The sequence below is a fragment of the Halopelagius longus genome, from assembly GCF_900100875.1.
Lineage (GTDB): Archaea > Halobacteriota > Halobacteria > Halobacteriales > Haloferacaceae > Halopelagius > Halopelagius longus.
In genome coordinates, this window is record NZ_FNKQ01000004.1 from 1 (window position 1) to 18,111 (window position 18,111).

Genomic DNA, 18,111 nt, shown 5'->3' on the forward strand with positions numbered 1-18,111 from the left:
CCTAGAGAGAACGTATCTACCATCTATTTCTCCGCAGGTACGGTGATCTATGTTCTTTATTTCGTCTATTACCGGTACATAAGTGACAGATGAATAACGAATTGAAGGTATATCGTGCGAAGCGGGACCTCACACAGGGAGAGCTCGCCAAAGAGGTCGGAGTGACCCGGCAAACGATTAATGCAATCGAAACGGGACGTTATGACCCTTCACTCGACCTTGCATTCAAGCTTGCAGAATACTTTGACTGTTCAGTAGAGGACCTTTTTACACGGGAATGACTGTCGATAGCTTTTCTCGATATGACGCTCTACGTTAGACCATCGTAAAGCCCGAACAAGTGAGAAGGGTCAAGCAGTCGCTTCGAGTTCCTCGTTCCACTCGGTTTCGAAGAGTTGTGAGTCACACGCCGTGCATGATGCCGCGATGACATCGTATGATCGGCAGCACGACTCCACAACATCATCTTCAAGCCGTATATCACCTTCACAGGCAGGGCATTTCTCAAGGAAAACGCGGAGACTCATTAGTATTCTCGCCTTTTCGGCGAAGGTCATCTTCTTCCAACTCGGTGACCGCTGCACGAGTTCGTTCGCAGCAGCAACGTCAGCAGTTATCGCTGCTGTAGAATCCCACTGACCGACCACTTCGCCATTTTTATGAGCGATAACCGAATCACCGCTCTGCTCAAAGTTCAAGTGGTTATTGACGCCGCTTATCGTGCTTCTAATTTCATTGATACCAGGGTTTGTAACGGACTGCATTCCACTGCGCCATGATTGTTCGAAACTCGAAGAGAGTTCGAGGTCTGTCCCGTCCTCGGTGGGTTCGACGGCATTGCACTCTAGTAATACAGCTTCTGGATTCACTCTGACCTCTGTGTCAGAGGATCGGTTCGGCGCCTCCTTGTCGAACCAGCGAAGGACCCCGTCCGGAACGTATCGCTTGGTAAGTTTTGGAGTACCCGGAACGAGATACCCGCGCAGGTAGATAGTAAGCATGGAAGCGAGAAACACGGTTGGCCCGAGGACCGGCGAAATGATTGATGCGAGAACACTTATGAATATTGCGATTGCGGTATTAACGATTGTGCAGGGAGTACATCGGTTTTTTCCGGTGTACTCCGGTTGTCGAAGCCGTTGGACTGACATCGTACGTAGCAAAACGGTCAGGCGAATATTAATGCATGGTCTGCTCAGCGAGTGATATTCGCACATGCCTCAATGGTTGGTTTTACTCATGGAATACATTGATACTGAAACCGTCTAATTTTCAATTGCAGCATGTCGAAAGAACACGATAGAGACAAACCGCAGGAGACGAAGAGTTCGCTAAATAGACGTAGTTTCGTCAAGGCTGTTGGCACATCCAGTATCGCAGTTGGGGCACTGGGTTCGCAGGTCGCTGCAGCGGAGCAAGCGACTGATTCGGATCTGGAACGTGCTCTTCACTCGCCAGGCGTCCAATCCATTCTCGACGAACTCAACGACCCAGAACTAGGCGAAGCGAAGCATCAAGTCCAACAACTGGACGGATCCAACTCAGAGCTAGAACTGGTGACGATCTCTGTGGAGTTCGGGAAGATCATCTATGCAGAGGTCGACAATCAGGAGAGTGCACAGTTCCACTTCGGGAACGATCTCAAAGGTTCGGTTCAGAACGAGCTACCGGACAAATATCAGGACTTCCCGAGCGGAAGTGACCCTCTACTCCTCGGCAAAGAAGATGACGTGGTCTTTCGAAGGTCCGCGACGAGTCAAGAGCGTGAGATTGTCGGGCAAATAGCCGACATCGACGACGAAGCGATGGTTACTACTGGATCCGATATCGACGACTTCCTCATCACGAAGAGCGACGAGTCGGCTCATTCATTCAACCTGACCTTCGAGGAAGAATTCGACAGTACCACCGATGAACTGGGAGTCGATGTCTCCATCAATCAAAAGAGCGCAACCCTGAGCCCGCAGATCAGAACGCAGGAGCAGAACTGTGGTCCGGCCCTTGGAGACTGTCTCGCCTCGGGGGCAGGGTGTGCAGCGTGTTCAGGAACGTGTGCTGGTGCTCCGACCGGTATTGGTGCAGTCGCTTGTGCTGCCTGTCTCCAAGGGGTCTGTGTTGGAGTCGCAGGTGTAGAGTGTGCACAAGCATTCGGCGTTTGTCTCTCCTAACTGGACCACCATCCCTCGGTCCCTTAATTTTAAGAATGGGTAGTAGTTCAAATTGTTGTAAGAGGTTAAGAGACATCTCCCACATGCGATCGGAGCGACAGCTTACAGGCGGACCGCACGCCGGTTTGTCGACGAAGGATAGCGATCTCGGAGGTCGTTACTATCAAACTAGTCGTCTACTGTCTCAGAGAGCGGCATGATTCCTTCTACCTGGTGATCCGCCCTACTCAGTAGATAATTAATTTCCTGAGCACGGCCTTCTCTGGTGGTGAGAGTAGGACGGATATCCTTGTGCAGAATACCAGCGGTGAATTTATACTCTACGGGAAAGAGAATCATATAGGATCAGATGACAAAAAGAGAATTGACACGCTCGTCGACACCGTCACAAAGAAAGGAACAGTACGATACACTCCAGTTCTTTACCAGCTCTCCGAACCGATATCGTATTCTTGCTGCGCTGGAGCAGTGTCCTCGTACAGCCGATGGATTACAAAACACCATCGACTCACATCGGACGACTCTCCGTCGAAATATCCGAGAATTAGTGAAACGGGGTTGGGTCGATGAAGAATCTACGTCGAACCAATACCGGATTACTCCTACTGGCAGTCGGTTGAAGCGATTGCTTGATTCACTGTTTGAAGAAGTAGAAAAAGTGAGACAGGCGAAATCTGTCCTCTCAAGGCTTCCCGAGGATATCGATCTAACCCCTGAAGCAATAGAAAATAACGAAATAAGAACCAGCAGCCAGAGCACTCCTTTTTTGCCTCTAAATACTCTTATTGGTATTATTGACGATTCGAATGTGGTTAAGATATATACACCGTCATTGAATCCACGTCTGCTCTCGGCTCTCGACAATCGAGAGCCGCTGAAAGAACTTGAATTCATAGGTAGAAAAAGTGCGTTTAGAATCGTTGAACAATCAGTAGTCGATTCTCTCAAAGAACCAGAAAGCCATAGAGTGCTCAGTGCCACCGAATTACCGACGTACGGTATCTGCTTGACTTCGGACAATGCATCATTAATCACGTATAATGAGGAGATGCGGATGAGCAGTATCGTAGTCTCAGATGGTACAAATCAGCTATCCAACTGGCTTAATCAGCGATACGAGTCGATCAAGGCAGTAGTCGAAAGGGACAACGCCCTTGTGTAGCTCAGTATGGTTCACGGGGAATAATCTCCTGCTCGGTACTCTGAATCCGCTTCGTATACGATATTCACATCGAGGTTCAAGAGCGTCGGAAACGCTGCTTTCGAGCCAGATACGAAAAATACAATATATTCTTTAGTGGATCCTTTTCAGAAGTCGCTTAAGATTAAGATGACCGGCTCCGTGATACTTTGAGCCCCCCGGCCCACTAACTGCTGTCTCTTTGAGATATTCAGTTACTTCGTCTGGAGTGCTTCGGGGACGAAGAGAACGTATCAGAGCTATAGCACCCGCTACTTGTGGAGCAGCCATCGACGTGCCCGCTTTCCATCCATAGGCCGGAACGATCTCATCCGACTGAGTTCGCTTGTATATCGTCGAATACACGTAATCGAGATGCGCTTTAGGATTCGTGTCTCGGGACCCGGGTACGTAATTACCACCGGATGCACTGAGATCAATACCGTCCCCGTAGTTCGTAAATTCACTCGGATACGTTGACGGTTTTTCTAATCGATCCCCTTTGAGCCACTTCTGCTCGTTGTTATCGTGCTTGTCTCCCCAACCAAATCCAATCGGGCCAGTCGAAGCGACACTAAATATCCCATCAACCTCCGATGGGAGACTCACAATGTCTTCTTTACCAATGTCTACGGCACTATTACCTGCGGAAGTCACGATCAACATCCCGTTTTGCTTCGCGTAGTCGGCCACTCGACGATACGATTCTCTGATGAACGATGCATAGTATCCGGGGTTGAAAGGAGAGAATCCAAGACTGATATTCGCTACGTCACATCCTTTGTCTGCTGCGGCCATAATTGCAGCAAGGGTATCTCCAGTTGTTCCCCAAGCGTTTGAAAAAACGCGGAGAGCAACGATTTCTGTATTTGGTGCCGTTCCGAGAACCCCACCGGTTGGTCCAGTATTGCTGTTTGTAGCTGCAATAGTACCGGCCACGTGAGTACCATGCGACCCTGCGCCATTGGGACGGAAGTCGTATTCGTCAGAAGTGAAGTTCTCAGATAAGTCTTCATTCACTACAGACGTGAGATCGGGATGTTGATCGAATACACCATCGTCGATGACAGCAACTCGTGTCCCTTCTCCTTTTGTTACATCGTGAATGAACTTACCTCCACCGGGTTTATCGGTGAGATCACCAACATTCTGCACTCGTTTGTCCCACTGGAATTCAGTATTCTTCGCAGGTCCGTCGTGGTTGTGATTTTCCCACTTCGTCTCAGTCGAGGGACCAGCGTATTCCGCTGCGGGCCCAGCATTATCCTGGGTAACTTCAAGATCAGGGACCATAGCTGTGCCTCTCTCTAGCTTTGATCGGTCCCCACTCACAACTAGCAGATCTATCTCGGGGAGATCGTGAATAATCGTTGTTCTTGAGGGAAGGTCGTTGCGAGATACCTCCTGAAGGTCAACTAAGTACCGTGATCTATGACTTCGGGAGCTTACTGTACGGTTGCCAAAGCCAATCACTCCGGTTGCTCCGATAACCTGGAGGAACGCTCGCCGACTATGTTGTGTCACGTCTTCATATTCGATCTATCACTTTTAAATTTTTGTCATTTGGTGAAAATAGAGAGGGAATATCCAACGTACTGCAAATTCCTTGAGACGTGTCCGACTACTAGCGGTGACGTCCGGGTAGGATTCGTATCGCTTGCATGGCCTCGTGAGGCGATACAGGATTCGGATTAGCAGCAAATCCCTTCTGAACCTTGCAACGACTATGCGCTGTTAGGCTAGTGCAGGCATTACAACCATAGTACTGTAACATTAAAATAATCCGCAAAACATGAAGACGTTCCAACTGAACTGGAATTAGTCAAATACTGATAATGAGGGTGATTAGAGATCCTTGTCTCGACCAGTTTCCAGTATTAAATAAAATCACAAAATACCGTCCAGCACTCGCCTTCGTCAATGAATATTCTATTTCGAGTAAATTGAGTCCAACTGCTAGGAGACTTTTGTCAGTATCCATATGAAATTGGTTCCTGTACACACCCATACAATTATTTCCATCGATACTGCAGCTGGGTACCTTCACCCAACCTAGCTAATCATATTAAATTCATCCCTCATACCGTGATAGATACATCTTTCCTGCGTGTATCATTTCACACTGGGAATATATTCGCCTACGACACCAGTTTTCCTGAGATCATACGAATAGTATTTGAAAATGTGCTCAACCTAATATTCTATCTCGTACATCTCGTAGAGAGCTGTCGCAACTCTACGAACAGGGCTAACCCCCATAGCTTGTCCGAGTATAGCCCGTATCGGTTTCGACTGTGGAAGAACTATCGTCTTTGAGTTGGAGCTAATCGAGTACAGTTTGCGCTTTCGGTCGCGTCGTATCGGGACGAAGGTACAATATCACGCATATTATTAATTGTATAGCCTATTCTAAATTCCCCGTTTATCACCCTCCTCTTCCAGTACATCGACACAGTCACGGCCGACGAGTTCTATCCACCCATCGACCAAGCTACGGATGCGATAGGAGACACCGGCCCTGACGATGTTCTGTAGCTAGCGTGGGCTCTCGCTCTCGAATGCGACCGGGGCGGGTCGCGAACTCTCTCTCGTCGCTCGTGGATCGATGCACGTCCACACGCTCCAGTTGGGAAGCGTGGGTGTCGAAATACGAACCGGCGAGCGGTATCGGCCGCTCAGTTCCCGTCAATCAGTGTTCTCCTCACGGTCCCCTTTCTGGAGTCGCCGGGTCGCGAGTTCCATCAGATCGGAGTCGTCTGTGACCGGTCGGAGGGTGACAGAGAACGAAATCGGCTCCGGCCGCACCCGATACTCCTCGAACGGAGGAACCGGCGTTCCGCCGACTCCCGTTACCGCGTGGTCGAGGTTGAACGCGACCGACCCTCGGTCTTCGAGTTCGTACACGTAGTCGGCCTCGGCGAGGTTCGACCACTGGTTGAGACTCACGTTCATCGGCTCCTCGTCCGCAAATGCGGCGAGTCCCGTAGATTCGCCCGTGAGCGCCGCCCAGCGAGTTTCGGTCTTGTTGCCGTTGTCCGTCGGGGGGACGTACGGCACGAACTGGTCGTCGATCGATCCAGCGTGCCGACCGAGTTTCATCCCCGACTTCCGATCGGGGTACGTCTCCTCCGGACCACGGCCGTACCACTCGAACGTGCTGAACCGGTCGGCTACCTCGATCTGGAGACCGACCTTCGGGAGCCACTCCGACTCCCCGATTCCATCGACGAGGGGATCGTTCGGTTCTGCCGCCACCTCGACGGTCACGGCCCCGTTTCCGAACACACGGTAGTGATACGTCGTTGCAAAGCCGGGGTCGGAGTCGGCGTCGCCGACGGCGCGGCCCTCGACGGTCACGTCGACGACGCAGTCGTTCGCACGCGTAATGTCGACCGACTCGACCGCGTACTGTATCTCGTCCAATCCGAGCTTGCGCCACGTCTCCGCCACGTTCCCGCCCCAACTCGTCGACTCGTTCATGATCGGGGCGCGCCAGAAATTGAACAGCGGGCCGCGCTCGATGAGTTCCGTCTCGTTCGCACGCATCGAAGCGAGCGTTCCCGCCTCGCGGTCGAACGTGTACTCGAATCCCTCGCCCGACACGACCACGGAGCCGTCTGTCTCGGCCACCGATACCGTCGGCATCTCCGCGACGTCGACCGTCTTCGGTTCGGGCACGTCGACCGGCACTTCGAACTGCGAGAACGCCACCTCGTGACCGCGCTCTGCCCACGGGGTCGAAGTAGAGAGTGCGAAGGAGATGGTGAGCGTGTACTCGGCCCCGGGTTCGTCCGAAGACGGCGTCTCGAACCCGTCGAGAGTCACAGGACGCGTCGCACCCGGCGGGATATCGAGCGAGAGTTCGCCGGACTGCACCGTCTGATCGCCGCACGCGAGTTCCCACCGGGCGTCCAACTCACTCAGCGACGTGAACGCGTGGTGGTTCGTGACGTACACCTCACCCGCGGTCAGGTCTCGTGCGGCGACCTTCACTGGCTGGTGGCACTGCTTGAGTTCCCACAGTTCGGGTTGGACTCGCCGGTCCGCCCAAACCATCCCGTTGAGACAGAAGCTCCCGGCCGGTCCCTCGCGGTGGTAAAACTGGTACTGTTGCCCGTTGTCGGTGGTCGCGTTCAGCGACTGGTTGCTCCACTCCCAGATGAACCCGCCTTGTAGACTGGCGTCTCGGAGGAGCGACTCGAACGTGTACGCCAGTACGGGGGCCTCTGCGGCGGTCGGAGACGCCGCCGCCTCCTTCGAGAGCGCGCGGTCGAAGACGCTGACGGAGTCGTAGGCCACGGTTTCGTCGCCCGACGTCTCACCGCCGATGTGAAGTGGTGCGTCCCCACCATCGACCGATGAGAGCGAATGCTCGCTTCGAGCCAACCGCGACCCGTCGAGGTAGAGGTCGAGCGAGTCTGCGCGGCAGACGGCGACGAGCGTATGCGATCTGTCGTCAGTGAACGACGATGGGACCCGCCCCGCGACAGATGCCGCGCCACCGCCGACAGAGAATACGAAGCGACCTTCCTTGGTGACCAAGCGGAATGCGCCGCGCTTCGAGGCGAGTTCGACCGCGGCGTCGGTGTCGAGTCCCGCAACAGAGACGGCCACCGAGAACTCGACATCGGACGACGTGAGGTCGGGCGGCGACTCGACAGTCACCCGGTCGTCGGGTCCGAGAGTGAGCGACGCGCCGTCCGCGGCGTCGTGAACGGCCGGCGCACCGACGACCGTGCCCTCGTTCCCGTGACCCGACGCGTCCCGGGCGAGTCGGACCGGCGGTTGAATGTACTCGTTCCAGAATCGGTCGACTAGCCCGAGACTGTTCCCGTACGCGTGGTTGTACTCGCCCATCACGATCGGTCGAGTCGGGTCACCGTAATCGTACGTGCCGAATCTGGGGCTGTCTTTTAACTGGCCGTCCGCCGCCAGACTCACCATCGATTCGACGTCGATGTACCGCGGACCGAGCATGTCGCAGAACTCGACTTCCCACCCGCCGATGTTGGGTTGATGGTACAGGAGGCGGTCCCCGGCGAGACCCTCGACGTCCTTCTCGAACGTCTCGACGCTGTCGGTCTTGGGGAGTCGCGTCTCCTCCGTGGTTGTCGGAACGTACTCGTCGTCGGACCCGACTCCGAGACCGGCCATGTGGAGGTGTTCGGCGGCGGTGCCGGCCTCGTTCCCGGTCGACCACGCGAACACGGAGGCGTGATTGCGGTCGCGAAGCAGCATCCGGCGGAACCGCGCGACCGCCTGGTCGTGATACGCCGTCGTCGATGCGAGAACGGGCTGATTCCAGTGCGTCTCGCAGTTGGCCTCGTCGACGACGTAAAGCCCGTACTCGTCGGCGAGACGGAGGAACGTGGGGTCGTTCGGGTAATGGGACGTACGGACGGCGTTGAGGTTGAACTGCTTCATCAACTCGATGTCCGTCCGCATCAGGTCGGCAGAGACCGTGCGCCCCGTCTCCGGGTCGACCTCGTGTCGGTTGGCGCCTCTGACGTTGACGGGCCGTCCGTTGACCCGAACTTGCGCGCCGCGGCGGCCGCGGTCGACGCTGTACTCTCTGAACCCCACTTTCTCGAGAGAGGCCTCCATCACGGCGCCGTCGGCCTCGCGGACGAGTTCCAGGGTGAGCGTATAGAGAGTCGGATGCTCTGCGGTCCACTTCTTCGGATTCTCCACGGACGTCTCCATCGAGGTTACGAAGCCGTCGCCGTCGGCTTGTCCCGTCCCCGAGAGGGTCGTGACTCGCCCGCCGTCCGGATCGCGGAGGACGCCGCGAACCGTGTACGCGCCCGCCTCGTCGTCGCCGTAGTTCGCGACTTCGGCGTCGACGCAGAGCGTCGCGTCGCGGTACTCGTCGTCGAGTTCCTGCCGAACGTCGAAGTCCCGTAGGTGAACCTGTGGCGTTGCGTAGAGGTAGACGCTCCGGTAGATACCGGCGTACTTGTGCATGTCGATGCACTCTAGCGCCTCGGCGTCGGACCACCGGTACACCTGCACGGTGAGTTCGTGGTCGCGACCGGCGGTAACACAATCGGTGATGTCGAACTCGCCGGGAGTCATCGACCCTTGTTGGAAGCCGACGTACCGATCGTCAATCCACACGAAAGCGGCCTGTTTGACGCCCTCGAACCGAACGAACAGTTCGCGGCCGTCCCACTCGGCGGGAATCGAAATCGTTCGGTTGTAGACGCCGACCGGGTCGGGCCTCTCGTCTCCGACACCGGGGATGTTCAGTTTCCCGTCTCCTGCTTGTGGGTTCAACGCGTCGTTGAACTCGGACCACTCCATCGCGAGCGCATCGGAGTAGCCGATCCACGTCGGACGCCAGTTAGTGTAAATGCGCTCGTCGTACCCCTGTGTCTGCCACGGTTCGGGAACGGCGACGGTGTCCCAGTTCCCGCTATCGTGGTCGAACGAGGGGGGCAACTGTCCCGGATTGGTGAAAAACTGGAAGTTCCAGTCACCGTTTAGGAGGCGTACGTACGACGACTCGGCGAACCGTTCTTCGAACGGTGCGAACTTCACGTCGGCGTCGCGGGCCGCCTGCGCGGACTCGTACGGCATCGCCGCCGTAGCCGTGGTCGGTTCTCGGTTCTCCTCGAATCGCTCGGGGTTTTCCAAGTAGGCCGAGAGGTTCTCGATACGTCCCGGTCCGTTGGTGGTCGCGGGGACGGATGCGGCAGACGTCCCCTCCGAGGCGAGTGGGAGGGCGGCCGCCAACCCGGTGACCTGCAGGAACCGTCTCCGCGTCGATCCGAACGGTGCACTATCGCTATCTGTCGACGAGGGTGATTGCTCGCTCATGGGTAATTTCGCCCCCTCGTGGCGTTCTCGGGAGCGCTTCGATAATGTTAGTCCACTGTCTTAAATCTACGTAGATTTAAAGTGAACTTTCTTACTGGATCGCGGATGGCGCTTTACGGCGTACGAGAGAGCAGAGAGAAACCGAGAGATAGTCAGAGTCGAACAGTTCTTCGTCTCTCAGAAACAGCTTCACGGGGTAAGTAGATAGTACGGAAACTTCCACTCGTTCCATTACAGCCTTAGATTCGTAACGGAACGCTTTCGCCTTCTTCTCACTACCCGTCTGTTTACAATAACCAGCTTGAGCGTTCTTCATAATGACAATTAGTTCGTCAGCAACGAACAGAAGGAGAAGGAACGGATTTGTAAAACTACAACCCAGATCAGATATGAGAATACATACAGACTACCATTCCGAGGAAAAAAGTAATATTTCATATTATCTGAGATTTCTGATTGTTTTCATCGATACGGACAGTTCAGGAGTGCTGCACGTTACTCATAGATGAACAAAGGCGCCCAACTTCGACGTGCTGAACGCCGGGATCTGGTCTGTTCGTCCCTGGAAAACAGGGGCGTCAAGAGACGGACGATCGGCGGTAAATTTGCGATAGATAGAGAGCGGCCGTCGTCGAGTAATAGGCCCGGCGATCACCGATAAGCGATGTTGAGTTCGATGATGTTCACCGCGTTCCGAAGCAGGGTCGGGATGTCCTCTCTGAACCGTTCGGTGGACATCCGACTCCGAGGGCCGGAAACGCTCACCGCACCGACGACTTCGTCCTCCTGGTCGAGAATGGGCGCGGCGACGCAGCGCAGTCCGTTCAGGCGTTCCTCCCGGTCGAACGCGACCCCTCGGTCTCGGATTTCGGCGAGTTCATCGAACAGGTTCTCGGGATCGGTGATGGTGTTCTCCGTCGTCGCTGGCATCCCGTGTCGGTCGAGTATCTCCTCGACGCGTTCGGGAGGGAGATGCGCGAGAATCGCTTTCCCGAGTCCGGTGTTGTGGAGGTGCACACGCTGGCCGGTGGTAGCGTCGACCTGCACCGCGTCTTCACCCACCTCACGGTGGATGTAAACCCCTTTCCCGTGTTCTTCGACGAGAAGATTCGAGAGTTCACCCGTCTGCTCTGCGAGCGACTGCATCTCGGGTTTCGCGATGTCGTGTATCGAGAGCCTGTTTCGGGCTTCAGTTCCGATATCGAGGAACTTGAGCCCGACGTAGTAGCGGTTGTCACACTTGACCACGTATTCCTCCTGTTCGAGCGTGCTCAGGTAGTTGTGGACGCTACTCTTGGGCAGATCGAGATCCTGCGCGAGATCCGTGACCCGCGCTCCTTCTCGGTCTTTGAGCGCTTCGACGATTCTGAGCGTCGTCAGCGCGGACTTCACCGGATTTTTCGCTCGGTTGACGTTTTTGCCCATGCTACTTGTTGTGACGGTCGTCATTATATAACTTATGTTCATTACTGACGAACGAGTCGGGGTGCGGTGGTCTCAGGCAAGTCGGTGAGGTATCACGATTCGCCGTATTCCTCCGATAGCACTCCGAGAGGTATACTTTTACCGTGACTATTCCAATTGGAGGGACATATGGGACCGACGATCACCCGGATCGAAAGCGTCGAGTTCGAATACCCACTCGAGGACATCGGAACGGATCAAGCCGGTTTCAACTTGGTGTACGAACCGGGAGAGACCACCGTCCGGAAACTGTTCGCGCTCAGGGTTCACACTGACGAGGGAATCACGGGCGAGTACGTCGGAGGCAACTCGCCCGGCGCCGCCCAGTGGAACACGTTTGCGGACTACCTCATCGGCAAAAATCCGTTAAAACGCGAGAAGCACTGGTCAGAGATAAAGCGCGCCCTACGGAAGTACGACCGGATGGGTATCGGACCCATCGATATCGCCCTCTGGGACTTCGCCGGCAAGTACTACGGCGCTCCTATCCACGAACTACTCGGCACGTACCGCGAACGCCTGCCGGCGTACGCGTCAACCTACCACGGCGACGAGAACGGCGGACTGGACTCCCCGGAGGCGTTTGCGGACTTCGCCGAAGAGTGCCGCGACTCCGGCTTCGACGGGTTCAAGATACACGGTTGGGGCGGCAGCGACGTCTCGCGCAAACTGGACAGAGAGATCGCGGCGGTTCACGCGGTCGGAGAACGAGTCGGCGACGAGATGGATCTGATGTTGGACCCGGCCTGCGAGTACGAGACGTTCGCCGACGCCCTCGCCGTCGGTCGCGCCTGCGACGAGGAGGGGTTCTTCTGGTACGAGGACCCGTTCCGCGACGCCGGCATCTCTCAACACGCCCACCGGAAACTCGCTGATAAACTCGCCACCCCCATCCTCCAGACCGAACACGTGCGAGGTCTCGAATCGCACTCCGACTTCGTCCAGAACGGCGCGACGGACTTCCTGCGCGCGGATCCGGAGTACGACGCGGGCATCACCGGTGCGATGAAGATCGCGCGGGTGGCGGAGGGGTTCGGGCTGGACGTCGAGTTCCACGCTCCCGGGCCCGCACAGCGCCACTGCATCGCCGCCATCCGCAACACGAACTACTACGAGATGGCATTGGTCCACCCCGACTGCGAGAACACGACACCGCCCGTCTACGATGGCGAGTACTCCGATACGATGGACGCGGTCGACGACGATGGAACGGTTCCGGTTCCGGACGGTCCCGGCCTCGGCGTCGAGTACGACTGGGACTACATCGAGCGGAACAAGACGGGGAGCGTCCACACCTACGAGGGGTCATGAGTTACAAAGCTGGAATCATCGGTGCCGGCGGTATCGCGGGGATGGGTATCCTCGGCATGCACGACGAGGAGAAGATAGGGCGCGAGAAGATACGCGCGAGTCACGCCGGCGGCTACGACGCCGCCGAGGGCGTCGAACTCGTCTCGATAGCCGACGTGGACGACGAGAAACTGCGACGGTTCGGTGAGGCGTGGGGGATTCCGCTAGACCGGCGATACGTCGGACACGAGGCGATGCTCGCGGCCGAAGATTTGGACGTCATCTCCGTCTGCACCCCGTCGTTTCTCCACCACCGACACGTGATCGACGCGGTGCGCTCTCAGTCGTCACCGTCGGTCGTCTGGTGTGAGAAGCCCCTCGCCTCGGAGGTGACGAACGCGAACGAGATGATCGAAGCGTGCGAAGAGACCGACACCGAACTGGTCGTCAACCACTCGTTCCGCTTCACCGACAAACTCCGGCGCCTCCGCGAACTCGTTCACGAGGAGAACCTGCTCGGCGAGGTACACTCCGTCTCGGCACAGTTCCGAATGGAACTCCTCCGGAACTCCACGCACCTGCTCGACACGCTGGTCTACCTGCTCGACGCGCGAGCGCGGACTATCGGCGGCTACGTCAACGGCGAGAACGAGGCGGTGGACTCCCTCGGCGCGGATCAGTCCGTCGACGACGCGGGCGGCGGCGGATTCGTGGTGATGGACGACGGGACGTTCGCTACCATCGACTGTACGGTCCCTCGGGAGTCCTCGTCGATGACGCTCAACTTCATCGGTTCGGAGGGCAAACTCTACATGAACAACGACGATGGCGAGTGGCGCTACTGGTCCTTGGAGGACGGCGAGCACGTCGAGCGGTCGCTCCCCGGTATCGAGGGGTCGTGGACGTGGGAGGACGACTACGCGAACTCGTTCACCAACGCGGCCGAACACGTCGTCGATCTCGTGGACGGCGGAACCGAGAACCATTCGACCGGCGTCGAGGCCACTCGCTCGCTTGAGATCATCGTGGGCATCTACCTTTCGCACTACACGGGTGGACAGGTGGAGATTCCGCTCGAACGGCCGTTACAGGACGTGAGCGTCACCTCCTGGTGACGCCGATAGACGCGCACCAACGTTTATGCGGTCGGTCCACGTCGCCGTCGCTAGGCATGCGACTCATCGACGCACACACGCACGCGTGGGGAGCCGACACCGCCGAACTACCCTGGCGAGCGGACGTGCTGCCGCCGGGGTGGAACGGCGCGTACACCCACGCCGATCTGATAGCCGACATGGACCGAGTCGGAGTCGACCAGAGCGTGATAGTCACGACGCCGCTGTACGGTCGGGGGGAACGGGCCAACGAGTACACGATGCGGAGCATCGAGGCCCACCCCGATCGCCTCTACGGTGTCGGGCTGGTGGACTTCTTCGGCGACGAGGCGGCGGTCCGACGCCGACTGCGACGGGTAACCGGCCACCCGCGGATGCTCGGCGTCCGGATGCACGCTGCACTTGCGTACGAACCGATCCCTACAGATCTCGACCGGACCGGCGAGTGGATTCTCGACGACCGGCTCGAACCCGTCTGGGACGAGGTAGCGTCGCTCGACGCCCACGTTTACGTGTTCCCGAAGGGCGAACAGCTCTCGATGATCGAGCGACTTGCGGCCGACCGCCCCGACGTGACGTTCGTCGTCGACCACATGGCGTGGCCGGACGAGACGACGTCGCCCGACGAAGCACCGTGGACCGACTTCGCCGACATCGCCGAACACGACAACGTGTGGGTCAAGGTGAGTTCGCTCCCGCGCTCTGCCGAGTCGGGCTGGCCGTACGAGGACCTCCACGAGTACGTTCGGCGTCTCCTCGAATGGTTCGGCGCGGAGCGACTGTTGGCGGGGTCCGACTATCCGTGGATGGACGACTGGGCGTCGTACGAGGACTGCCTCTCGTGGCTGGAGGCCGCACCGTTCCTCTCGGCCCGCGACCGGGCGTTCCTCTCGTACCGGACCTTCGAACGACTTCGTGGCTGATCGTCGACGACTCGTCCCTGGGTCTGTGGCCTCTGATGCCCGGAATATCCCAATCTATGCTAAAGATTTAAGATAGCAGGTCATCTTTCTTCGTGCATGCGTTACAGTGACAGGCGTAGCTTCATCAAAATAGCCGGTGGAGCGGCGGTTTCGACAGCTCTCGCGGGCTGTTCCGGCGGACAAGGCGGAACAGGCGGAACCGATTCCGGTTCGACCGAGAGCGACGGGACCGGCGGAAGCGGGGGAGCGACCGGGGGCGACGACGGCGGCTCCGCCGACAGTAAACGGATCGGCATCTCTCAGCACCGGGCCGGTGGGTCGTGGATCACGGCGTTCTTCGAGGCCGGGAAACTCTACGCACGACAGCAGGGGTACCAACTGGAGACGTTCGTCCACGAACAGGACGCCGCCAAGCAGATCTCGCAGGTGCGGCAGATGGTCAACCAGGAGTACGACGGTATCGTGCTCGTCCCGTGGAACGAGTCGCTCAACGGCGTGATACAGGAGGCGACCGACGCAGGCATCCCCGTGTTCACCGCCAACAACGACGCGCCGACGTCCGCCGTGAAATCGTTCACCGCGTTCGGCAACTACGGCGCAGGGAGGACCTGCGCCGAGAAGATGTACGAGGCGCTCGGAAACCAGAAACCCGACGTCGACACGTACCGGATCCTCAACGTGCGAGGGGACTTCTTCGGCGCGTCCAACAGGCGGACGAACGGCTTTCTGGAGACCATCAAGCAACACGACGACGTCGAGATCGTCGACACGGTACAGACCGACTGGACGCGGAGCACCGCTCTGTCGAAAGTGCAGACGTGGCTCAACGGGAACGAGGTTCCTCACGGGATCTACTCTTCGAACATGACGTCCGGACTCGGCACCTACACCGCACTCGACCGACAGGGACTCGTCCGACCGAAAGGCGACGCCGACCACGTCGTCCTCACGCAGTTGGACGGCGGTCCGGAGGTCAACCCGAAGATCGGCTCCGGACAGATCGACGCCGCGGTCGACCAGCCCAACTACTTCTACATCCCGCTGGCAATCAAGCAGATGCAGAACTACTGGGAGAACGGCGACGATGCGATTCCGGAGCCCGGAACGGAACTCACCGCGGAGGATTACTCGTTCGAGCCGGTCGAGCACAAAGGCGTGCAGCTCTGGTCGGAACCCATCTGGGCTCCGGCGACGGTCGAGCAGAAAGACGGTCACCCCCACGTCAAAACGAACGGCATCGTCATTACGCAGGAGAACGCCGAAGCCCCGTACCTCTGGGGGAACATATGGAACTAGTCCGACCGACAACCGACACGAAGGACATCAACACGACTCTGCACAATGTCGCTCACCACGTCTCATAACTCGGATCGAACGAGCCGTATCGTGCCCGTGCTGTTAGAGCACATGATCTGGCCGATACTGGTCGTGGCCATCCTCGTCACGGCCGTCCTCGTGCCGGAACTGTTCGCTAACCTCCGGTCGTTCGAGTTGGTACTCTACTCGTCCGTACCGCTCGGCCTCCTCGTGCTCGCCGAGAGCATCTGCCTTCTCACGGGGCACTTCGACCTCTCTATCGGGGCCATCGCGGGATTCTCGGCGATGTTCACGGGGATGGTGATCGGTGACTGTGCGTCGTGTTGGGGCGTCGTCGCCAACCCCTACGCGGGTATCGTCCTCATCCTCGCAGTCGGGGGGCTCATCGGCGTCCTCAACGGCGTCATGATCGCCAAACTCGGCGTCAACCCGTTCCTGCAGACGCTGGCGTTCCTCATCATCTTCAGCGGGGCCAAGACGGCGATGAACACCCAGCCCGTAACGGGGCTTCCGAAGGCGTACCTGTACCTCGGTGGGCAGTCATTGCTCGCCATCGGCATCCTCGTGGTCGTGTTCGCGGCGTTCGCGTTCGTCATGCGGTACACTAACTTCGGACAGTCAGTGTACGCCGTCGGGAGCGACGAGGAATCGGCCCGCGCCGTCGGCATCAACACCGACCGCGTCATCATCACCGTCTACGCCATCAGCGGCATTCTCGCCGGACTAGCGGGGCTGATACTCACGGGATACACCACCATCGTCGCTCCCGACATCGCGGAGAACATGGTCTTTCCCGCGTTCGCCGCGGCGGTTATTGGCGGAATCAGCCTGTTCGGCGGCCGCGGGCTCATCTCCGGGGCGCTCGGGGGCCTGTTGCTCCTCGGTATCGTCCAGACCGCACTCAACCTCAGCGGAGTCGCCGCCGCACAGGTCGAGATGGCAAACGGCATCGTTCTGCTCGTCGCCATCCTCCTGTACAACATGAAAGAGAGCATTCGGACCCGCGTCCTCTCCGGGGGATCGACGTGAGCCACGCCGACGAAGTCACCGACACCGGGGCGGCAAGCGACACCGGGACATCCAAAGTCCGCATCGAAAACGTCGACAAGCACTTCGGCCGCATCGTCGCCCTCGAAGACATCACACTCGACATCGGCGACGGGGAAATTCTGGCGATGGTCGGCGACAACGGCGCGGGGAAATCGACGCTGATGAAGGTGCTCTGTGGCGTCCACGAACCTACCAACGGCACTATCTACGTCGATGGGCAGGCCGTCTCGTTCTCGAATCCGGACGACGCTCGCAGGTACGGTATCGAGACAGTGTACCAAGACCTCGCGCTCATGGACGACTTGGACGTGGCGACGAACATCTACATGGACCAGTTCCCCACCCGGGGGTTCGGACCGCTCTCGATCGTCGACTGGGACGAAACGTACCGAAAGGCCGAACGGCTCCTAGACGAACGGCTGGACCGCGACGATATCGACGCCCACACCGAGGTGGAGTTCCTCTCGGGCGGCGAACGGCAACTCGTCGCCATCGCTCGTGCACTCGCGTTCGACCCCGATCTCGTCATCCTCGACGAACCCACGAGCGCGCTCTCCGTCGAGGCGACCGAACTCGTCCACGAGACGGTCCGACAGCTGAGGGCAGAGGGGATAACCGTCGTTATCGTCAGCCACAGTCTCGACGAGATATTCGGGCTGGCCGACCGTATCGCCGTCCTCTATCAGGGTCGTCTCGTCGACGTCGCGGATCCTACGAAGGTGGACCGCGACGCGTTGGTCCACATGATGTCCACCGGTACCCGCCCCGAGTGAGTGACGGTCGCA

Annotated in this window: 13 protein-coding genes; 9 read left to right on the forward strand and 4 right to left on the reverse strand. The window is 57.9% G+C overall.

Translation table 11 applies throughout. From position 1 onward, the window contains the following. The first annotated feature begins 89 nt into the window (after positions 1 to 89). A complete protein-coding gene (locus tag BLS11_RS15160; RefSeq protein ID WP_092538636.1) occupies positions 90 to 281 on the forward strand; it encodes a helix-turn-helix transcriptional regulator in 192 nt (63 codons plus the stop codon). Between the two features lie 69 nt (positions 282 to 350). On the opposite strand, the gene BLS11_RS15165 is transcribed toward BLS11_RS15160, so the two are convergent. After that, on the reverse strand, positions 351 to 1,151 hold the full coding sequence (locus BLS11_RS15165) for a DUF8054 domain-containing protein (protein WP_092538637.1): 801 nt from the start codon (positions 1,149 to 1,151) through the stop codon (positions 351 to 353). 132 nt (positions 1,152 to 1,283) lie between these two features. Here BLS11_RS15165 and BLS11_RS15170 point away from each other — a divergent pair, with 132 nt between their 5' ends. Both BLS11_RS15170 and BLS11_RS19085 read left to right on the forward strand, forming a co-directional pair. Next, positions 1,284 to 2,168, forward strand: coding sequence for a hypothetical protein (locus BLS11_RS15170; RefSeq protein ID WP_092538638.1), 885 nt, complete (start codon positions 1,284 to 1,286; stop codon positions 2,166 to 2,168). Positions 2,169 to 2,517: 349 nt separating this feature from the next. Then, entirely contained in the window at positions 2,518 to 3,330 is an 813-nt protein-coding gene (locus tag BLS11_RS19085) for a helix-turn-helix domain-containing protein (protein ID WP_449404961.1), read from the forward strand. A 132-nt stretch (positions 3,331 to 3,462) separates the two neighbouring features. Here BLS11_RS19085 and BLS11_RS15175 read toward each other — a convergent pair whose 3' ends face one another. The 3 genes from BLS11_RS15175 to BLS11_RS15185 all read right to left on the reverse strand — a co-directional run bounded on the left by BLS11_RS15175 (position 3,463) and on the right by BLS11_RS15185 (position 11,592). After that, positions 3,463 to 4,872: a S8 family peptidase gene (locus BLS11_RS15175; RefSeq protein ID WP_092538639.1), complete on the reverse strand. Its 1,410-nt coding sequence runs from the start codon at positions 4,870 to 4,872 to the stop codon at positions 3,463 to 3,465. 1,161 nt (positions 4,873 to 6,033) lie between these two features. Next, positions 6,034 to 10,167, reverse strand: coding sequence for a beta-galactosidase small subunit-related protein (locus tag BLS11_RS15180; protein ID WP_092538640.1), 4,134 nt, complete (start codon positions 10,165 to 10,167; stop codon positions 6,034 to 6,036). A gap of 651 nt (positions 10,168 to 10,818) precedes the next feature. Continuing rightward, positions 10,819 to 11,592, reverse strand: a complete 774-nt coding sequence (locus tag BLS11_RS15185) for an IclR family transcriptional regulator (RefSeq protein ID WP_092538641.1) — start codon at positions 11,590 to 11,592, stop codon at positions 10,819 to 10,821. Between the two features lie 168 nt (positions 11,593 to 11,760). Here BLS11_RS15185 and BLS11_RS15190 point away from each other — a divergent pair, with 168 nt between their 5' ends. From BLS11_RS15190 to BLS11_RS15215, 6 genes are all read left to right on the forward strand, one after another. After that, positions 11,761 to 12,942 carry a mandelate racemase family protein gene (locus tag BLS11_RS15190; RefSeq protein ID WP_092538642.1) on the forward strand — a complete coding sequence of 394 codons (1,182 nt, stop codon included), beginning with the start codon at positions 11,761 to 11,763 and terminating at the stop codon, positions 12,940 to 12,942. Further along, a complete protein-coding gene (locus tag BLS11_RS15195; protein ID WP_092538643.1) occupies positions 12,939 to 14,036 on the forward strand; it encodes a Gfo/Idh/MocA family protein in 1,098 nt (365 codons plus the stop codon). Before BLS11_RS15190 ends, BLS11_RS15195 begins: the two co-directional genes overlap by 4 nt. A gap of 56 nt (positions 14,037 to 14,092) precedes the next feature. Then, entirely contained in the window at positions 14,093 to 14,959 is an 867-nt protein-coding gene (locus tag BLS11_RS15200) for an amidohydrolase family protein (RefSeq protein WP_092538644.1), read from the forward strand. Positions 14,960 to 15,055: 96 nt separating this feature from the next. Next, on the forward strand, positions 15,056 to 16,255 hold the full coding sequence (locus tag BLS11_RS15205) for a sugar ABC transporter substrate-binding protein (protein WP_092538645.1): 1,200 nt from the start codon (positions 15,056 to 15,058) through the stop codon (positions 16,253 to 16,255). A 90-nt stretch (positions 16,256 to 16,345) separates the two neighbouring features. Beyond that, positions 16,346 to 17,305 carry an ABC transporter permease gene (locus BLS11_RS15210; protein ID WP_217629024.1) on the forward strand — a complete coding sequence of 320 codons (960 nt, stop codon included), beginning with the start codon at positions 16,346 to 16,348 and terminating at the stop codon, positions 17,303 to 17,305. Then, positions 17,302 to 18,099, forward strand: a complete 798-nt coding sequence (locus BLS11_RS15215; protein WP_092538647.1) for an ATP-binding cassette domain-containing protein — start codon at positions 17,302 to 17,304, stop codon at positions 18,097 to 18,099. Before BLS11_RS15210 ends, BLS11_RS15215 begins: the two co-directional genes overlap by 4 nt. The last annotated feature ends 12 nt before the right edge of the window (positions 18,100 to 18,111 follow it).